The organism is Ruegeria sp. Alg231-54 (genome assembly GCF_900143525.1).
In the GTDB taxonomy this organism is placed as follows: Bacteria; Pseudomonadota; Alphaproteobacteria; order Rhodobacterales; family Rhodobacteraceae; genus Ruegeria.
Window position 1 is genome coordinate 79,178 of the sequence record NZ_FREZ01000010.1, and the last position, 17,093, is coordinate 96,270.

General features: G+C 57.3%; 21 protein-coding genes. 6 read left to right on the forward strand and 15 right to left on the reverse strand.

Features of this window, described 5'->3' with window-relative positions; all coding sequences use genetic code 11:
- Positions 1–102: 102 nt before the first annotated feature.
- The 3 genes from DHN12_RS17055 to DHN12_RS17065 all read left to right on the forward strand — a co-directional run bounded on the left by DHN12_RS17055 (position 103) and on the right by DHN12_RS17065 (position 3,006).
- Entirely contained in the window at positions 103–1,794 is a 1,692-nt protein-coding gene (locus DHN12_RS17055) for an acyl-CoA dehydrogenase family protein (protein WP_108861270.1), read from the forward strand.
- 216 nt (positions 1,795–2,010) lie between these two features.
- Entirely contained in the window at positions 2,011–2,565 is a 555-nt protein-coding gene (locus DHN12_RS17060) for a hypothetical protein (protein ID WP_108861271.1), read from the forward strand.
- Between the two features lie 48 nt (positions 2,566–2,613).
- Positions 2,614–3,006, forward strand: a complete 393-nt coding sequence (locus tag DHN12_RS17065) for an META domain-containing protein (RefSeq protein ID WP_108861272.1) — start codon at positions 2,614–2,616, stop codon at positions 3,004–3,006.
- Here the strand turns inward: DHN12_RS17065 and recO are convergent.
- Positions 2,990–3,715, reverse strand: coding sequence for a DNA repair protein RecO (gene recO / locus DHN12_RS17070; protein WP_108861273.1), 726 nt, complete (start codon positions 3,713–3,715; stop codon positions 2,990–2,992). The two genes, DHN12_RS17065 and recO, sit on opposite strands and share 17 nt — an antisense overlap.
- Before the next feature lie 96 nt (positions 3,716–3,811).
- On the reverse strand, positions 3,812–4,711 hold the full coding sequence (locus DHN12_RS17075; protein ID WP_234416679.1) for a hypothetical protein: 900 nt from the start codon (positions 4,709–4,711) through the stop codon (positions 3,812–3,814).
- Positions 4,712–4,989: 278 nt separating this feature from the next.
- On the opposite strand from DHN12_RS17075, the gene DHN12_RS17080 reads away from it, so the two are divergent.
- Positions 4,990–5,295, forward strand: coding sequence for a hypothetical protein (locus DHN12_RS17080; RefSeq protein ID WP_108861274.1), 306 nt, complete (start codon positions 4,990–4,992; stop codon positions 5,293–5,295).
- Positions 5,296–5,323: 28 nt separating this feature from the next.
- Here DHN12_RS17080 and DHN12_RS17085 read toward each other — a convergent pair whose 3' ends face one another.
- The 3 genes from DHN12_RS17085 to era form a co-directional block, all read right to left on the reverse strand.
- Positions 5,324–5,554, reverse strand: a complete 231-nt coding sequence (locus DHN12_RS17085; RefSeq protein WP_108861275.1) for a hypothetical protein — start codon at positions 5,552–5,554, stop codon at positions 5,324–5,326.
- Positions 5,555–5,708: 154 nt separating this feature from the next.
- A complete protein-coding gene (locus DHN12_RS17090; protein ID WP_058278940.1) occupies positions 5,709–6,038 on the reverse strand; it encodes a DUF1491 family protein in 330 nt (109 codons plus the stop codon).
- Positions 6,035–6,943 (reverse strand): GTPase Era, encoded by a 909-nt coding sequence (gene era, locus DHN12_RS17095; protein ID WP_108861276.1) that lies wholly within the window; start codon positions 6,941–6,943, stop codon positions 6,035–6,037. The genes DHN12_RS17090 and era overlap by 4 nt, the downstream gene beginning before the upstream one ends.
- 157 nt (positions 6,944–7,100) lie before the next feature.
- Here era and DHN12_RS17100 point away from each other — a divergent pair, with 157 nt between their 5' ends.
- The gene (locus tag DHN12_RS17100; protein ID WP_108861384.1) at positions 7,101–8,477 is read left to right on the forward strand and encodes a multicopper oxidase family protein; all 1,377 of its coding nucleotides are present in this window, start codon (positions 7,101–7,103) and stop codon (positions 8,475–8,477) included.
- A 28-nt stretch (positions 8,478–8,505) separates the two neighbouring features.
- Here the strand turns inward: DHN12_RS17100 and DHN12_RS17105 are convergent, their stop codons facing one another.
- The 10 genes from DHN12_RS17105 to folK all read right to left on the reverse strand — a co-directional run bounded on the left by DHN12_RS17105 (position 8,506) and on the right by folK (position 16,364).
- Entirely contained in the window at positions 8,506–8,982 is a 477-nt protein-coding gene (locus tag DHN12_RS17105) for a hypothetical protein (RefSeq protein WP_108861277.1), read from the reverse strand.
- A 156-nt stretch (positions 8,983–9,138) separates the two neighbouring features.
- A complete protein-coding gene (gene rnc / locus DHN12_RS17110; RefSeq protein WP_058279045.1) occupies positions 9,139–9,816 on the reverse strand; it encodes a ribonuclease III in 678 nt (225 codons plus the stop codon).
- Positions 9,813–10,652, reverse strand: coding sequence for a signal peptidase I (lepB, locus tag DHN12_RS17115; protein WP_108861278.1), 840 nt, complete (start codon positions 10,650–10,652; stop codon positions 9,813–9,815). The genes rnc and lepB overlap by 4 nt, the downstream gene beginning before the upstream one ends.
- A gap of 57 nt (positions 10,653–10,709) precedes the next feature.
- Complete coding sequence (gene acpS, locus DHN12_RS17120; RefSeq protein WP_108861279.1) at positions 10,710–11,129, reverse strand: holo-ACP synthase; 420 nt, start codon at positions 11,127–11,129, stop codon at positions 10,710–10,712.
- Positions 11,126–11,749: a LysE family translocator gene (locus DHN12_RS17125; RefSeq protein WP_108861280.1), complete on the reverse strand. Its 624-nt coding sequence runs from the start codon at positions 11,747–11,749 to the stop codon at positions 11,126–11,128. The genes acpS and DHN12_RS17125 overlap by 4 nt, the downstream gene beginning before the upstream one ends.
- Positions 11,746–12,492 (reverse strand): pyridoxine 5'-phosphate synthase, encoded by a 747-nt coding sequence (locus tag DHN12_RS17130; RefSeq protein ID WP_108861281.1) that lies wholly within the window; start codon positions 12,490–12,492, stop codon positions 11,746–11,748. The genes DHN12_RS17125 and DHN12_RS17130 overlap by 4 nt, the downstream gene beginning before the upstream one ends.
- On the reverse strand, positions 12,485–13,183 hold the full coding sequence (locus DHN12_RS17135) for a DUF2062 domain-containing protein (RefSeq protein ID WP_108861282.1): 699 nt from the start codon (positions 13,181–13,183) through the stop codon (positions 12,485–12,487). Before DHN12_RS17135 ends, DHN12_RS17130 begins: the two co-directional genes overlap by 8 nt.
- A 16-nt stretch (positions 13,184–13,199) precedes the next feature.
- Positions 13,200–15,332: a bifunctional (p)ppGpp synthetase/guanosine-3',5'-bis(diphosphate) 3'-pyrophosphohydrolase gene (locus DHN12_RS17140; protein ID WP_058278948.1), complete on the reverse strand. Its 2,133-nt coding sequence runs from the start codon at positions 15,330–15,332 to the stop codon at positions 13,200–13,202.
- A 26-nt stretch (positions 15,333–15,358) separates the two neighbouring features.
- A complete protein-coding gene (gene rpoZ, locus DHN12_RS17145; protein ID WP_010437681.1) occupies positions 15,359–15,712 on the reverse strand; it encodes a DNA-directed RNA polymerase subunit omega in 354 nt (117 codons plus the stop codon).
- A gap of 94 nt (positions 15,713–15,806) precedes the next feature.
- On the reverse strand, positions 15,807–16,364 hold the full coding sequence (folK, locus tag DHN12_RS17150; protein ID WP_108861283.1) for a 2-amino-4-hydroxy-6-hydroxymethyldihydropteridine diphosphokinase: 558 nt from the start codon (positions 16,362–16,364) through the stop codon (positions 15,807–15,809).
- A gap of 153 nt (positions 16,365–16,517) precedes the next feature.
- Between folK and DHN12_RS17155 the strand changes: the two genes are divergently transcribed.
- The gene (locus DHN12_RS17155) at positions 16,518–17,090 is read left to right on the forward strand and encodes an NYN domain-containing protein (RefSeq protein ID WP_058278950.1); all 573 of its coding nucleotides are present in this window, start codon (positions 16,518–16,520) and stop codon (positions 17,088–17,090) included.
- Positions 17,091–17,093 lie beyond the last annotated feature (3 nt).

The following is a 17,093-nucleotide window of genomic DNA, read 5'->3' on the forward strand; positions in this document are numbered from 1 at the left end:
GTTCGAGAAATATTAGAACTTTTTCACAACGTAATACGTATTTTTGTTGCGCTGCACGTGCAGCATGATATGACCAGACGACACGAGAAAAGGACACGATTCATGGCCCATGACGGACAGGATATGACCCAGATGACGACACCTGCGATTTTGCCCGATCTTCTGACGCTGACCCGTGCGGCCGCACCCGCCGTTGAAACAGTGTTCGAGCGTGCGCGTGAGTCGGTACGCAGTATGGTTTCCGCTGATGGCCGCGTATCCGGTGCCCTGATCGAAGCCAATCAAACTGCCGCCCATGGCTTGTCATGGCTTGCCACATATTCTCAGTCCCTGAAACAGATGCAACGCTGGGCCGAGGCGCTGGAGGCCGAAGGCAAGTTCGGTGAAATCGAACAGTTGCTGCACCAAATCGCCTTTGGCGAATACCTGCACCAGGTTGCGGGCGGCATTCCGATGAACCAGGGCGAAGTCGTGCGCCTGCAGGACATGGGTCTTGGCTGGGACGCGCTTTCCGGTTTTCAGATCCCCGAAATTCAAACGTTGATGGCGCAGGCCAATTCTCAGGCCGCCCGCAGCCGTCTGGTCAAGCTGATGGAAGATCAGGCAGGTGCCACCATGTTCGGTGCCTCGGGTCTGGACGAAGAGCTTGAGATGATCCGTGACCAGTTCCGCCGCTATGCGGTCGAAAAGGTCGAGCCCCACGCTCATGACTGGCACCTCAAAGACGAACTGATCCCGATGGAAGTCATCGAGGAACTGGCGGAAATGGGTGTCTTTGGCCTGACCATCCCCGAAGAATTCGGCGGCTTCGGTCTGTCCAAAGCCTCGATGTGCGTCGTGTCCGAGGAATTGTCGCGCGGGTACATCGGCGTTGGCTCATTGGGTACACGATCCGAGATCGCGGCTGAGCTGATCATCGCAGGCGGCACCGAAGAACAAAAAGCCAACTGGCTGCCAAAACTGGCCAGTGCTGAAATTCTGCCGACCGCAGTTTTCACCGAACCAAACACCGGCTCGGACTTGGGCAGCCTGCATGCACGTGCGGTCAAGAACGCGGACGGTGACTATGAGATCACCGGCAACAAAACCTGGATCACTCACGCGGCACGGACCCATGTGATGACGCTGCTGGCGCGGACCAACCCGGACACCACCGATCACCGCGGCCTGTCCATGTTCCTCGCGGAAAAGACGCCGGGCACGGATGAGAACCCCTTCCCCACGCCCGGCATGACCGGCGGTGAGATCGAAGTTCTGGGTTATCGCGGGATGAAGGAATACGAGTTGGGCTTTGACGGATTCAAGGTCAAAGGCGAGAACCTTTTGGGCGGTGAAGAAGGCAAAGGCTTTAAACAGCTGATGGAAACCTTCGAAAGCGCGCGCATTCAAACCGCTGCCCGCGCCATTGGTGTGGCCCAAAGCGCGCTGGATATCGCGATGCAATACGCGCAGGACCGCAAACAGTTCGGCAAGTCGCTGATCAACTTCCCCCGCGTGTCCGGCAAACTGGCTATGATGGCGGTCGAAGTCATGATCGCCCGTCAGCTGACATATTTCTCAGCCTGGGAAAAAGATCACGGTCACCGCTGCGACCTTGAGGCCGGCATGGCCAAGCTGCTTGGCGCTCGTGTGGCCTGGGCTGCGGCGGATAACGGTCTGCAAATCCATGGCGGCAACGGTTTTGCGCTGGAATACAAGATCAGCCGCGTTCTGTGTGACGCGCGCATTCTAAATATTTTTGAAGGGGCTGCCGAAATTCAGGCACAGGTTATTGCACGGCGTTTGCTGGGCTAACCGGAATTAGGCATCCCGTTTCCCCAACTAGACCCGGTCTTGTGCCGGGTCATTTTCTTTTCTCAACGCCCTGGCTTCAAAATCATGGCGTTCGATCTGTGACCAGAAAGATACCCTTTCTGTGTCAGGCACAAAAAACTTCCCCCTTTGCTTTTGGCGGAAACCCCTTTAGGGCACGCTGCGACCCAGACCGGGCCGAAGGATGGTGACGATAGAATGACCCGACTATTTTTTGCGTTTTGGGCGACGATCGCAGCCCTGATACTGGGCGGTTGCGCCGCAACCCACCCTGTGGCGGGCCAGAGCGAGACAGACGAACTTGCGCTGGCGATCGAAGACCTTGGGCCGCAAGTCGATCCGGCCGAAGCGCAAAGGGCCGCCAGCATCGCTTACTCCTACTCACAGCAACTGAAGCGGGATTGGAACGTCACCGACCCGGCGATCATCCATAACACCAAGGTCATCAACGGATTTCGGGAAAAGGGGTTGTGCAACGACTGGGCGCAGGCCATGACCCGCCGCCTGCAGCAGGAAAACTTCCGAACTTTGGACGTGCACTGGGCTACGTCGCCCCCAACCGCCTTTCGGATCATCCACCATTCTGCCGCTATCAGCGCCAAAGGAGACACAATGAAAGATGGCATCATCCTTGATCCATGGCGCAACAGCGGTGCACTGTTTTGGGATCAGGTAACCGACGACACCAGATACAATTGGCGGCCGCGCCTGGACGTTCGCGAGGAACTGATCAGTGGTGAGATCCCCTACTAATCTGGCTCTCCGGTTCCCTCAGTGCCAATAAGACAGTAAGATACCCGTATGATACGCCTGATCCTGACACTGCCCTTGATTGGCCTGTTTCAATGCGACAGGGACGAATCTGTTGCCGCCTACGGCGCCGCGGACCAGACTTGGGTGCTGCAGGAAATCGACGGACAGCCTTTCGAGGCCAGCGCCATGTTGCGGTTCCCCGAAGAGGGCAAGATCGCGGGTAACGCCCCTTGCAACAGCTATAGCGGCACCCTGAACGCGCCCTACCCCTGGTTCGAGATTATGGACCTGACCGCAACACGTGCGGCCTGTGCCGGGCTTGAGGCCGAAGGCTTCTATTTCGCTGCGCTGATTGCGATGACGCAGTCCGAAGTATCAGGCGACTTGCTGATACTGCGCAATGATGACGGGCACGAAATGGTGTTCAAAGCCGCCGAGTGAACTGATCCACAAATCTTGCCCGCGCGTCCGGCAAGGGGTTATGCCCCAGGGACGGGGCAAGATGGTGTTCCAGAAAGTAACCGGTGGTTTTAAACCCTGCGGCAATCTCAGCGTCCGGTGCTTGCCCCTCACCGCGCAAACAGGGTGGCAGGGGCAACAGCCTATCCGCCCATTCGCCAGCAACATCGGCGCTAACGGCTCGACCAGTCTTGGGGGAGACATAGACCAACCCATCCGCCGCCCCGGTCACAGCACAGGCCGACAGGTCCAGGCCAAAACCCAATTCTTCAAGCAACGCCAATTCCCAGCGCAGGTAAGCCAGCGGCCAGATTTGGTCCTGCCCCAGCAGATCCAACAACTGTTCGGTCTGTTTGTAGATCGCTGGATGCGGTTCGCGCTCTGGCAGGCAAAAGGACAACAGCGCAACGGACGCGTTCAATCCTGCCAACGCCATCCGACCCGAAAATGCCGCTGCTGCACGTGAACGCAAAGGTTCAACCTGAAATGTGCCAAGGTGTTCTTCCAACCGCGCGCGCCATAAAACATCTATTTGCGCGCCGGGCTGCAGGATGGGGGCAATTTTGCGGCTGGTGCCACCGCGTACGACGCCTGCATGACGACCGTGGCCTTCGGTGAAGACCTCGATAATCGCCGCCGTTTCGCCATGCCGACGAGACGTCAGAAGGATGCCGTGATCGCGCCAGTCCAAATCAGGCTCCTTTCGTCTCAGGCTCGCCCCCGGTTTGCAACAGATCGCAAGGCGGAAACATCCGCAAGTGGGCAGGCATCCAACTGGTCTTTTGGATTAGAACCGGGCCCTGAAGGCCACCCCGACCAACGGCGCGGATTCATAGTTTTGGCGGCTGAGTTCCGTGCCGTTCGCATCATCCAGTGTAAGACGCCCATCCAATTCAGCGCCTGCGAAAACGTTCAGCGAAATGCCGGGATTGGGATTGTAGCCAAAGGAAACCACCACTGGAATACTTTTGTCTTCGCCTATTCCGTTTGGGGCCAGCCCTTCCTCGTCAAGCCGAAACCGAATGCGCTCAGAGCGAGCAGACAGGCCGAGGGTCATTGTGTCATTCAGCGCATAGCTGAGTGTCAACCCCGGCCCCTGCGTTGCGCCAATCCCCGAGCCGGTATTCAGGTTCCAACGGTCATTGATATCCCAATCCACCAGAAGCGCCGGAAAAAAATCGATATCACCGTCTTCGAACTGCGAAAACGCTCCAAACGCAGGGCCGATGGTCAGGCTCTCGCTTAACTTCCAGGCAATACCAGCAAAGACACCATAAGTTCTGCCGTCCGCCGCATCAGCGCCGCTCTGGTAGTCCCAGCGGACCTGCGGCGACACGAAAACACTTGCAGTATTGCCGGCTCGAAATCGAAGTGGAACAGAGATTCTGATGTCGCGGATGTCCTCCCACGGTTGGTTATCTACCTGACTAAAGTTGTAATCGAAACTGCCGATGCTTGCTGACAGCCCAACCGAGGTTCCACCATTCAGATTATACAAAGCGGTGGTTCGCAAAAACGCGCGACTGGCCGAGAACTCCCCGCCTTCACTCAAGTCCGCGTTGCTTTGATAAGCGGCCAACCCATCGATTTGATAGACCCACCCCAACCTCTGCTGCGCAAAGGTGGGCGAAGTCACCATGCCCAAGACAAGGATCGTTGAACAGCAGGCCAAAGTGAAGGTTTTCATCTTTTTTCAACTCGATAGGGGCAAGGACACATTCTCAGATAGCATTCTGTCGGACACGATCAAATGATTGAAGGGAACTGTATTGTAGAGTGTGACAGCGAAGTCGAAGACAGACCCTGCGCACTGGTTTTTGCTCACCACCGAAACGATGGCCGCCAGAAAAGACCTGAAATTGCGCTGCAACTCCCATCTATGGTCAATAAGTTATCAAACTTGTTTCCTTGACAAAGCGGGGTTGCCACTCATTATTTAACAACATAGTTAAACAGGAGGTCACGATGCGAGGCATAACCATTACATATTCCTTCGATGGCAACGAAGCTGATTGGGAGGCCACCATCCGCACATTTATCGAGGCAATCAACGCCGACCCCGAGGCGGCCGGAAAATTCACCTATCAGGTTGCGGTCGCTGATGACGGAAAGTCCCGGGTTCACTGGGGCCGCTGGGACAGCGCCGAGACATTGGCTCATGTGCAGTCGCAACCCTATTTTCAGGCCTTCGCACCCAAAGTAAAGCAATTCGCCGGCAAGACATTGACCACCACCGGGCACGATATCACGCTTAAAAGTAGCGGCTGGTGACGTCTTGGCACCGTTTCGTGGCGGTTTGTCAAAACGTTAAACCGGCGTGGATCAGGATGTTCAGCACCATCGAGATACCGTTGCCCACATAAATAGTCAGCTTGCCGACCACCAGCCCGTAGGCGAACCATAAGAATGACAGCAGAGACTGGCCGGTCGCGTGTTGTGAATGCGTGAAGTACAGCTTGATCAACTGCGGCAGCGTGGCAAAAGGGCCGACAATGCCAATGAATACCATGAAGCCTTCAAACCGATGCATCCAATGACCAAGCTCTGATTTTCAAGCTTTTCAGCGAGTGTTTCAGCAATACATACACCTATTATCTATTCAAACGGTGCGGCGATCCTCGCCGACAGAGTGCGGGTAAAATAGACGTTTTGGTCCGAGCGACCAAGACCCGTTGAACGGCGGGCTAGTCCAATCCCTCATCACCCAGCAGATGCCGACCCTGCCGGTCCTCGACCTCGATCACCCAAAGATCGGGGTCAAAACTGCGTTGCCGGGAGATGGCATCGTCAACCTCTGCTTCGGCGCCGGAGGAAAGCTCGACCCATTTGCGTTCACCGCTCATCAGATCAAAACTGCGTTGGAACGCCACCGCTTGCCCATCCAAGGTGTTTAGTTTGACCAACACCGCGCCCGCTGTGTCGTCGCCATGTGCCACGACAAAAGCCGGGATTTCCTGAAACCGTAGCCGTGCCAAATAGGCGTGCACCCAGAAATCAGCCGTCAGGCGGGTCATGCGTTTCCGTCTTTGAAATCCAGACCCATTTCCGAGTAACGCTCGGATTCCTCGAGCCAGTTCGGGCGCACTTTGACCTGCAAGAACAGATGTATCTTGCGGTCCAGGAACTCTTCCAACTCGGCCCGCGCGGCTTGGCTGACCGCCTTGATCGTCTCGCCCTTTTTGCCCAGCACGATGCCTTTGTGACCGTCGCGCATGACATAGATGATCTGGTCGATCTTGGCAGAGCCGTCTTTGCGCTCTTCCCAGTTTTCGGTCTCGACCGTCAGTTGATAGGGCAGTTCTTGATGCAGACGCAGGGTCAGTTTCTCGCGCGTCATTTCGGCCGCAATCATACGCAAGGGCAGATCGGCGATCTGATCTTCGGGATACAGCCACGGGCTTTCGGGCAATTCCGCAGCCAGCCATTTGCGCAGATCGTCAACGCCATAGCCCTTTTCCGCGGAAATCATGAAGGTTTCGGAAAACGGGTAGCGTGCGTTCAAGTCACTTGTCAGGGCCAGCAGCACCTCAGACTGGACCTTGTCGATCTTGTTGATCGCCAGCGCAACCTTTCGGCCCTGCCCGATCTCTTCCAGACCTTCGAGGATACGCTCGACCCCTTCGGTGATGCCGCGATGCGCCTCGATCATTAGAACGACGACATCTGCATCCGCCGCTCCGCCCCAGGCCGCGGCAACCATGGCGCGATCCAAACGACGACGCGGTTTGAACAGGCCGGGTGTGTCTACAAAGACCAGCTGCGCATCGCCTTCCATTGCCACACCGCGAATGCGGGTACGGGTCGTCTGAACCTTATGCGTCACGATCGAAACCTTGGCCCCGACCATGCGGTTCAGCAGGGTGGATTTGCCTGCGTTGGGCTCTCCGATCAGGGCGATAAATCCGGCGCGTGTGGTCATGTGTCTGGCGTTCCTGGTTGCAAGTGCGCACCCCTATAGCAGAAAGGCCGCGCGGGCCAGAGGGATTTGTCGCATTGCGGTCATGCAAAATCGGTGGCACGCCTATTCCAAGCCGCGCCAAATCCAGCCAGGCAACCATCGGAAAAAGATGCAAGACATGAAACGTCGCGAGTTTCTTTTGGGCAGCGGGGCCGCTGCCGGCGCGCTGGGTCTGGGCGGTTTCGGGTTGGCGCAGGGGACGTCGGAGTTAACCATTCAACCAGCAAGCTTTGCCCTGCGGGATACGGTGACGACCGGAATGGTCAGCCTGTCCCCTAACGCACCGCCGCCGGTATTGTATGGCAAGCAAGGGGAAGTGATGCGGTTACCCGTGCGCAATACGCTGTCGGAATACACCGCAATACACTGGCATGGGATGCGGATCGCGAACAACATGGACGGAGTACCTTACCTGACCCAAATGCCATTGGGTGAAGGTGAGGTCTTTAACTATGAATTCACTCCGCCCGATGCAGGCACCTACTGGTATCATCCGCATTGCATGACGATGGAGCAGATGGCCCATGGCTTGACGGGCGTCATGGTGATTGCAGAACCCGAAGACCCCGGATTTGACAGCGAACAGGTGATCAACCTGCGCGATTTTCGGTTGGATGAAGATGGCGCGTTCCTGCCCGCCTACACCCAGCGCGGCGCGGCACGGGCCGGGACCTTTGGCAACGTTCACACCGCCAACTGGGTGCAGGGTCCTGTCTACGATCATGCCGCAGGCAGTCTGGTGCGACTGCGAGTCGTAAATACGGACACTACGCGCATCTACAAACTGCATCTTGAGGGCGGCGATGCACGGATTATCGCTTGGGATGGCCATCCGCTTGAGATTAACATCCCGATGCCCAACACTGATGAGCCACTTCTTGTCGGGCCCGGTCAGCGTGTGGATTTTGCGGTTGCAATGCGCGGCGACGAGGGGCGCAGCGTTGCCCTGATGGCCAAACTGCCCGGTCAGCCGCATAAACTCATGGCACAGCTGCGCGCAATCGGGCCATCGGCATCGCGGGACCTGCAAGAGTTGCGCCCCCTACCCGTCAACCCGGTCGCAAAACCCGATCTGACCAATGCCGAGCTGCACGAATTTGTTTTTGGCTGGACCCCCGAAGGTGGTGAACCCAACAACGGGTTTTGCGGCTCACTGGGGTATAATTTCTGGTCTATCAACCGCAATCCATGGCCCGGTGACGCGGCGCAGGGTGTTGGGCCTTTGGCAACGCTGGAAATAGGCAAAAGCTATGTCCTGCGGCTGCGAAATGAATCTCCTAACTTGCACCCGATCCACCTGCACGGGTTGGCTTTTGTACCGCTGCGGTCAAACCTGCGCCAACTGCCGCCACTGATGACCGACACGATGCTGTTGCTAAAGGACGAAGTGGTCGAGATCGCACTGGTCGCTGACAACCCGGGCGACTGGGCGTTCCACTGTCATGTCATCGAACACCAAAAGACCGGGCTGACTGGATTTATCCGGGTGGTATGAGGGGCGCGTAAGACGCCCCCCAGGCATTTCATCCGTTCTGACGTTCGATCAGGCGCAGAACGGCAACCATGACGATCCCGTAAAAAACATGCCCGATCAACGCGACCCAGGTGATCGCCGAGAAGTTTAGGAAAGTTGGCAATCCGGACAAAGTGGTGATCCCACCCAGGGCAAAAACCCAAAGGCCAAACCCATAGATGGCCGAGGCCGCGAACATATGAACGGGGCCAAGGACCTTAACCCAGATCGGCTTGAAGATCAGAAACCACCCCAGAGGGTACGCAATCAGACCCACTAGGTAGAAATGCACGAAGAAGCCAAGGAAGGCATTGCTGGGCAGGCCGAGACTGGCCAGCAAGCTTTGGGCCAGCCCTTCGGGCGACAGATTGGCCCAGCCAATGCCGGGGCTGACAACCTGCCCCCAGAAATCGAAGGCGATCGTGGCGATAAAACCGGCGATAAACAGAAAGCCGATATTCACTGTGGTCAGTTTTGCGCTTTGCATTTGAATGCCTCAAATCATTGTATTCGTTTCGCTTTGACCCATTGCTCATAAGTAAGCGCCAAAGTGGATGACCTTCAGATACGACTGCGACCCGAGGTCCGCCATAGGCCTCAAGTTAGATTGAGAATTGTGACATAAACGGGCTGCGAAGCTTTGTTATTTCAACTGATCCAGCAGCGCTTTCGCGGCAGCTTGTTCTGCCTGACGTTTCGACCCCGCCGTCGCCTGAGCCTCGGCCCCGTCCTGCAACCGGGCCGCAATGGTAAACACCGGGGCATGGTCGGGGCCGCTGCGCTTGACCTCGACGTAAGCGGGCGGTTTTTGCCCGCGCGCCTGCGCCCATTCCTGTAGCGAGGTTTTGGCGTCCCGCGCATCCGCTTCAACGTTGTGGACACGATCCCCCCACAGTCGCAGGATGACGTCGCGCGCAGCCTCGAAACCGGCATCGCGATAGATTGCGGCGATTACAGCCTCCATCGCGTCACCCAGCAGGGCCTGTTTGCGGCGTCCACCTGACAGCATCTCGGACCGGCCCAGTTTCAGCACCACGCCAAGATCGATTTGCCGGGCCACATCGGCGCAGGCCTCTTTGCGGACCAACGCGTTGAACCGAGGGGCCAACTGCCCTTCGGATGCTTTTTTGTCGGCCTCCAGCAGGGCGGTTGCCATGACAAGACCCAGAACCCGATCGCCCAGAAACTCCAACCGCTGATTATCGGGTCGTGTCGAGGACGAAACCGATCCATGAGTCAGTGCGCGCACCAGCAGTTCAGGGTTCGAGAATTCGTACCCCAGACGCTGCTGGAACGCCTTTATCTCGGTCGAAAGCTTCAATTGACCGCCTTAAAGAAGCGATCCCCGCGCCATGTCCAGAAGAACAGCATCGACCGGCCAGCGGATGAGAACAGGATGCGATCAGCCCGCCCGATCAGGTCTTCGTAAGGCACATAGCCTACGCCACCTGCGGATTGCGGCACGCGGCTGTCGCTGGAGTTGTCGCGGTTGTCCCCCATGAAGAAGTAATGCCCTTCGGGAACCGTGTAGATGCCGGTATTATCAGCCGCCTGGTTGCCGATGTTCAGCACTTCGTAGGACACACCGTTTGGCAAGGTTTCGATCATCCGCGATTTTTCGCAGTCACCGCCAAAGCCGACAGGACCGTTTTCGCAGCGCGGGCGCAAACCTTGCGAACCTTGTGGTTCGGCGACTTCGGTGAATACACCATCAGGTTCTTGTTGTACGGCTGTGCCGTTTAGAATGATTTGACCGTCCCGCACTTGAATGCGATCCCCGGGCAGACCGATCAGGCGTTTGATGTAATCGCGGCCGCTAACCGGGTGGCGGAAAACAATGACGTCACCGCGTTCGGGGTCACCACCCCAGATACGGGTGTTTTCATCGCTCTGCATCCAGCCACAGAGATCTTCGGCGTCAACATTCAGACCGACGCTTGGGATGATCAGGCTGGGACAGGACGCGTAGGAATAACCGTAAGACATTTTGTTGACGAACAGGAAATCCCCGATCAACAAGGTGGGCTTCATCGAGCCCGACGGAATCCAGAACGGCTGAAACAGGATCGTGCGGAAGACGCCCGCGATCAGCAGGGCATAGACGATGGTTTTGATCGTCTCCCACACGGCGTTACCTGTTTTGGCTTCCTCGGCCATACTGCTCTCCGGTCGTTTATTCGTTGGGGTGCTACATGCGGGTCAGTTAAGGGCAAGTCAAGGCTGCGCGGGGCCATCGTGAAGCGGACGCGCCTCGATCACCACGAATGCCTGTGCCCAAGGGTGATCGTCGGTCAGGGTGACGTGGATAATGGCCTCATGCCCTTCGGGCGTCATCTCTTTCAGCCGATCTGCCGCCCATCCGGTGACATGCATCACAGGCTGACCGGTGCGCAGATTGGTCACCGACATATCCTTCCAGGCAATGCCCATGGCCAGACCGGTGCCTAACGCCTTAGAGCACGCCTCCTTTGCGGCCCAGCGTTTGGCGTATGTTCCCGCAATATCAGCGCGACGTTCCGCTTTGCTCTGTTCAATTTCGGTGAAGACGCGATTGCGGAACCGATCCCCGAACCGGTCCAATGTGCCCTGAATGCGGTCGATATTTGCAAGATCTGTGCCGATGCCGAGGATCATGAGAGCCGCACAGTCAAAATCTTGTAACTCGCCACTCCAAAGAACCCGGCAAAGGCGAAGTCGAACCAGCGACGGGCGCGGCTGTAGACGCGCACCATACGCTCGGAAGAGAAGAGAAAGGCGTAGCCGATAAAGATCAGCAAAGATCCTGCATAAAGCGTGGCGAAATAGCCCAGCAACATCGATAGGCTGGAATCACTCGGGGTGACGATGGCATAAATCGACCCCCAGCTCAGGATCGCCTTAGGGTTGGTCAGGTGAATGGCCGCGCCCTTGGCAAAGATTGTGCGAAAAGAGCCGGTGACAGGGTTGCCCATAGCAACCTCATCAGACGTCATCGCCCGGCGCAGCGCCTTGATCGCCAACCAGCCCAAATAGGCCACCCCCACATAGCGGATGACCTCGAACACCCAGACATTGGCCAGCATGATCGCCGATAAACCCAGCGCGGCGGCGATGCCCCACGCGGCAGAACCAGCACAAATGCCCAAAGCAAACACCAGGCCAGCGCGGCGACCTTCGTTCATTGCGGTTCCGGCAATCCCCATTGTTGCAGGCCCCGGAGAGCCACCGGCCATCAGCCAGGCAAACCAGATGGCAACAAATCCGGGTGTGATCATCCGCGCGCCTCATCCATTAGACGCCGCATCTCGGCCATGGCAGGCGTGAGGCCGCGAAAGATCGCCTCGCCAATTAGGAAGTGGCCGATATTCAGCTCGCGCACTTCGGGGAATGCCGCGATCGGTTGTACGGTGTCATAAGTCAGGCCGTGACCCGCGTGCACCTCAAGGCCCAGTGAATGGGCAAAAGCGGACATTTCACGCAGGGCTTCCAACTCACTTTTGGCTTTGTCGTCGTGGCCTTCGGCCATGGCATCGCAATACGCACCGGTGTGCAGCTCGATCACTTCGGCGCCGATACGATGCGCCGCCTCGATCTGGCGCTGATCAGCAGCGATAAAGATCGACACACGACACCCGGCATCGCGCAGCGGAGCGATAAAATGAGCCAGCTTGTTTTCCTCGCGCGCGACTTCCAGCCCGCCTTCGGTGGTGCGTTCTTCGCGCTTTTCAGGGACGATGCAAACGGCATGCGGCTTATGCCGCAAGGCAATTTTCTGCATCTCGGGCGTCGCGGCCATCTCAAAGTTTAACGGCACCGACAGGACCTCCATCAGGCCATCGATATCAGCGTCCGAGATATGGCGACGGTCTTCGCGCAGATGCGCGGTAATGCCGTCAGCCCCGGCCTCTTCCGCCAGCTTGGCGGCACGCAGCGGATCAGGATAGGCCCCGCCCCGCGCGTTGCGAACCGTGGCCACGTGGTCGATATTTACGCCAAGACGCAGGTGGTTGTCAGACATCGCTCGAATCCTTCTTAAGGCCCTGGTCTGAACCTAGGGTATTCATCAATGGAACGGCAGGCTTAGTTTCGGCCAAGCGTTTGATTTCGTCAAACTTTGCCTTGATCTTGTCGCGACGGCGCTGCTGATAGGTGCGGATCAGCGGCAAGCTGAGATAGGAGCAAATTACACCCGCCAGAATGCCCGGAAGAACGCCGCCAATCATGTAGGGAAAGAACACCTCGTTATAGAAGATGCTGAGCCCATGCCAGTCCGCGACACGGTCGGTGAACATGGCAATAAAGTTGTTCTTCAGATCACCCATTGCATCTGTGAACTTGCCCATCAGACCATGCGTGTCGCCTTTGTGGAACTTGGTTCCCAGCAGGAAATGCCCGGTCTGCAGGCAAACCACACCGATCGGCACATAGGTGAGTGGGTTGCCAAAGAATGTTCCACTCAGTGCCGCCAGAATATTGCCGTTCAGCAAGCGTGCCACCACAGCAGCGACCAGAAAATGCAATCCGTAGAACGGAGTGAATGAGGCAAAGACGCCTGCACCGATGCCACGCGCAATGCGCTCGGGGGAATCCGGCAGCCTACGAACACGATGCTTGACGTAGTGAAAGGCCCGCGTCCATCCACCACGGGGATAGACGAATTCAGACGCGATCTGGACAGGCGAGCGTCGGTCTCGGCGCTTAAATACCACTCCTGATCACCCCTTCTCAGCCAGCCGCTACTGCGGTTTTGGTCCTGTCCCTATAGCGTTCGACCGCGGCAACGTCGCTTTCGGCCTCAAGCATCAGCATCAGCGAATGCAACTGTTCCAGGTCACGCAATTCGACACTGACTAGAAGGCGGTAAAAATCCGGTTTGCGGTCGACGAATTCCAGGTTCGAAATATTGGCCTTTTTCTCGCCTATCAACGTACAAATGCGGCCCAGCACCCCAGCATCATTGCCAATCGTGACGTCCAGCGTCGCACCATGAACGGCCGGGTGCGTGCCAGAATGCCAGTGCAGATCAACCCAGCGATCTGGTTCGCTTTCGAACTCGGACAGGCGGTCGCAATCGATTGCGTGCACCACAACGCCCTTGCCACGATAGGTAATGCCGACGATGCGTTCGCCGGGCAAAGGCTGACAACAGGGCGCGCGATCGAATTTCTGGCCGGGTTCAAGACCGATCACCGCGCGGCGCGGAGAAATGGCATCACCGTCATCCTGGGTCAGTTCAGGGTAAACGGCGCTGACCACATCATGCGCCGTCAGCTCGGCGCTGCCGAGACGCGCTAACAATTCGTGACGATCCTTCAGGCGCAGGTGTTTCGCCGCGGTATCCAGCGCCTTGTCGGTTGCCTTTCGACCGACATGTTCGAAACCGGAACGCGCAAGTTCCTTGCCCAGCTTGATGAACCGCTCGCGGTCGACCTCGCGCAGCGCACGCCGAATGGCGGTCCGGGCCTTGCCGGTCACCGCAATCTCAAGCCACGTTACCTGAGGCGTCTGGCCGTCAGCGGTAATTACATCCACCGACTGACCATTCTTGATCCGCGTCCACAGTGGCACACGGATGCCGTCCACCTTGGCGCCAACACAGGCATGTCCAATGCGCGTATGGATCGCATAGGCGAAATCAATCGGCGTAGCCCCGCGCGGCAGCTTGACAACATCGCCCTTGGGCGTGAAGCAAAACACCTGGTCCGAGTACATTTCCAGTTTGACTGCTTCGAGGAAATCTTCGTGATCTTCCTCACTGTCGAACTGTTCGGTCAGGTTCGCAATCCACTTGGCCGGATCAACGGCAAATGGGTTTTCCGAGCGGACACCGTCGCGGTACGACCAATGCGCTGCAACGCCGGTTTCTGCCACATCATGCATCTGACGGGTGCGGATCTGAACCTCGACCCGTTTCCCGTCGCGGCCGGAAACTGTTGTGTGGATCGAGCGATAACCGTTCGATTTCGGCTGCGAAATATAATCCTTGAACCGACCCGGCACCGCGCGCCAGCGCTGGTGGATCGCACCCAGCGTCCGGTAACAATCTTCCTCGGACCGAGTAATGATGCGAAAACCGTAGATGTCGGACAGGCGCGAAAAGCCCTGATCCTTTTCCTGCATCTTACGCCAGATCGAATAAGGCTTTTTGGCGCGACCAAACACTTCGGCTTCGATGCCCGCCTTTTCCAGCTCGTGCCGCATGTCGCCGGTGATCCGATGAATCACGTCGCCGGTTTCACGTTGCAAGGTAATAAAGCGGCGAATGATCGACTGGCGGCCTTCGGAATTCAGAACCCGGAAAGCAAGATCCTCAAGCTCTTCGCGCATCCACTGCATACCCATGCGACCTGCGAGCGGCGCATAGATATCCATCGTCTCGCGCGCCTTCTGCACCTGCTTTTCCGGGCGCATTGCCTTGATTGTACGCATGTTGTGCAGACGGTCGGCCAGCTTGACCAGGATGACCCGCAGGTCCTTGGACATGGCCATGAACAGCTTGCGGAAATTTTCTGCTTGTTTGGTTTCGCGGCTGGACAGTTGCAGGTTCGTAAGCTTGGTGACGCCATCGACCAGCTTGGCAACCTCTTCCCCGAACAGTTCGGACACTTTGCCATAGTTGGCCTTGGTGTCTTCGATCGTGTCATGCAGCAACGCCGTAATGATCGTCGCATCGTCCAGACGCTGTTCGGTCAGGATGGCGGCCACGGCAACAGGATGCGTAAAATAGGGCTCGCCTGAATGGCGGAACTGACCGTCATGCATCTGCTTTCCGAACTCATATGCTCGGGCGATGCGGTCAGCATTAGTCTTGGGGTTGTAGTTGCGGACCAGCGCAATCAGGTCGTCTGCAGAAATCATCCGGTCCGCACCTTTATCTTTGGGGATTACCCCTGGCCTTGAGCCTCCATCAGAGCGCGCAGCAGCTTCTCTTCCGACATATCGTCATCGGCAGGTTTGTCCGATTCCGCGCCCATCAACAGAGCCATCTGATCTTCTTCCGGCTCGTCGACCTCAATCTGGGTCTGGTTAGCCTCGATCAGGCGCTCGCGCAGTTCATCCGCACTTTGGGTTTCGTCCGCAATCTCGCGCAGCGACACGACGGGATTCTTGTCATTGTCACGGTCGACGGTGATCGGGCCGCCGGCAGAAATCTCGCGCGCACGATGGGCGGCAAGCATCACCAGTTCAAACCGGTTAGGAACCTTGTCTACGCAATCTTCAACCGTCACGCGGGCCATGGGGCGCTCTCCGTTACTGAATCCATGTCAGGAAGAGGTCTATCTAAGGGCGAATCCCTGCCTTGACAAGCAAGAAATGCTGCAAATGCACCGTTCACACAGCCGTGACCGCCGCAATATCCGCAGCGGGCAGGTCTGCTAGCATTTCGGTTACCGTCCGGCCCAGCACCGGATGCCGCCAATCCGGGGCGACGTCCGCCATCGGAACAAGGACGAAGGCACGATCTTGCAGGCGCGGATGTGGAATAATCAGCCGGTCCGGCGCCTTTTGAGTCTGCTCCTGTGCTGGCAGGGTCAGCCAGCTGTCAAATTCGGTGCGATCCGGCAGAACCAGATCACCATAGCAGACTAGATCCAGATCCAGCGTTCGCATACCCCATCGCTGCACCCTTTCGCGGCCAAACTGATGCTCAATCTGGTGAAGCAGGTGCAACAAATCGGTCGGTGTCTTGTCCGATTCGATCAAAGCTGCCGCATTGACGTAGTCCGGCCCGGCACCTGCCGGGAAGCACGGGGTCTCAAAAAAACGGCTGACGGCACGAATCACCACCCCGTGACGCAAGATCGCGTCAAGTGCGCTTTGAAGTGTCACCTTGGGGCCAATACCTCTCAATTTGAGATTTGCTCCCAGCGCGATAACCGCTTTTGACATAGATTTGTACGTTCCATTCACTATATTCGGCGAATTGCATGCTTGCGATACGACCGAAATGGCCTAATTATAGAAGATCAGCGCGCCGCATATTTCCAAATACCCACTCACGTAACACCACGGCGCTCTGTATTGTACCGGAAGGACCTATTTATGTTCTATAAAGACGAACGGCTAGCGCTGTTCATCGACGGCTCGAATCTTTATGCAGCCGCAAAAGCACTGGGGTTTGACATCGACTATAAATTGCTGCGCCAGGAGTTTATGCGGCGCGGCAAGATGCTTCGGGCTTTTTACTATACGGCGCTATTGGAAAACGACGAGTATTCCCCGATCCGCCCCTTGGTTGACTGGCTGCATTACAACGGCTTCACCATGGTGACAAAACCGGCGAAGGAATACACCGACAGCATGGGGCGTCGGAAAGTCAAAGGTAACATGGATATCGAACTGACAGTCGACGCCATGGAACTGGCACCGCGGGTCGATCATATTGTGCTGTTTTCAGGCGATGGGGATTTTCGCCCGTTGATTGCCAGTCTGCAGCGTCAGGGCGTGCGCGTTTCGGTGGTTTCGACCATCCGCAGCCAGCCGCCGATGATCTCGGACGAGCTGCGCCGCCAGGCTGACAACTTCATCGAACTTGAAGACCTGCGCGACGTGATCGGGCGGCCTCCACGCGAAATGCCCATGGAGCCACGCAGCGTTGCTGCGGGTGGACAGTAAGAC

Coding starts and splice junctions, on each gene's coding strand:
- DHN12_RS17055 (WP_108861270.1), top strand. CDS start 103: ATGGCCCATGACGGACAGGATATGACCCAGATGACGACACCTGCGATT.
- DHN12_RS17060 (WP_108861271.1), top strand. CDS start 2,011: ATGACCCGACTATTTTTTGCGTTTTGGGCGACGATCGCAGCCCTGATA.
- DHN12_RS17065 (WP_108861272.1), top strand. CDS start 2,614: ATGATACGCCTGATCCTGACACTGCCCTTGATTGGCCTGTTTCAATGC.
- DHN12_RS17075 (WP_234416679.1), bottom strand. CDS start 4,711: ATGAAAACCTTCACTTTGGCCTGCTGTTCAACGATCCTTGTCTTGGGC.
- DHN12_RS17080 (WP_108861274.1), top strand. CDS start 4,990: ATGCGAGGCATAACCATTACATATTCCTTCGATGGCAACGAAGCTGAT.
- DHN12_RS17085 (WP_108861275.1), bottom strand. CDS start 5,554: ATGCATCGGTTTGAAGGCTTCATGGTATTCATTGGCATTGTCGGCCCT.
- DHN12_RS17090 (WP_058278940.1), bottom strand. CDS start 6,038: ATGACCCGCCTGACGGCTGATTTCTGGGTGCACGCCTATTTGGCACGG.
- era (WP_108861276.1), bottom strand. CDS start 6,943: ATGACCACACGCGCCGGATTTATCGCCCTGATCGGAGAGCCCAACGCA.
- DHN12_RS17100 (WP_108861384.1), top strand. CDS start 7,101: ATGAAACGTCGCGAGTTTCTTTTGGGCAGCGGGGCCGCTGCCGGCGCG.
- DHN12_RS17105 (WP_108861277.1), bottom strand. CDS start 8,982: ATGCAAAGCGCAAAACTGACCACAGTGAATATCGGCTTTCTGTTTATC.
- lepB (WP_108861278.1), bottom strand. CDS start 10,652: ATGGCCGAGGAAGCCAAAACAGGTAACGCCGTGTGGGAGACGATCAAA.
- acpS (WP_108861279.1), bottom strand. CDS start 11,129: ATGATCCTCGGCATCGGCACAGATCTTGCAAATATCGACCGCATTCAG.
- DHN12_RS17125 (WP_108861280.1), bottom strand. CDS start 11,749: ATGATCACACCCGGATTTGTTGCCATCTGGTTTGCCTGGCTGATGGCC.
- DHN12_RS17130 (WP_108861281.1), bottom strand. CDS start 12,492: ATGTCTGACAACCACCTGCGTCTTGGCGTAAATATCGACCACGTGGCC.
- DHN12_RS17140 (WP_058278948.1), bottom strand. CDS start 15,332: ATGATTTCTGCAGACGACCTGATTGCGCTGGTCCGCAACTACAACCCC.
- rpoZ (WP_010437681.1), bottom strand. CDS start 15,712: ATGGCCCGCGTGACGGTTGAAGATTGCGTAGACAAGGTTCCTAACCGG.
- folK (WP_108861283.1), bottom strand. CDS start 16,364: ATGTCAAAAGCGGTTATCGCGCTGGGAGCAAATCTCAAATTGAGAGGT.
- DHN12_RS17155 (WP_058278950.1), top strand. CDS start 16,518: ATGTTCTATAAAGACGAACGGCTAGCGCTGTTCATCGACGGCTCGAAT.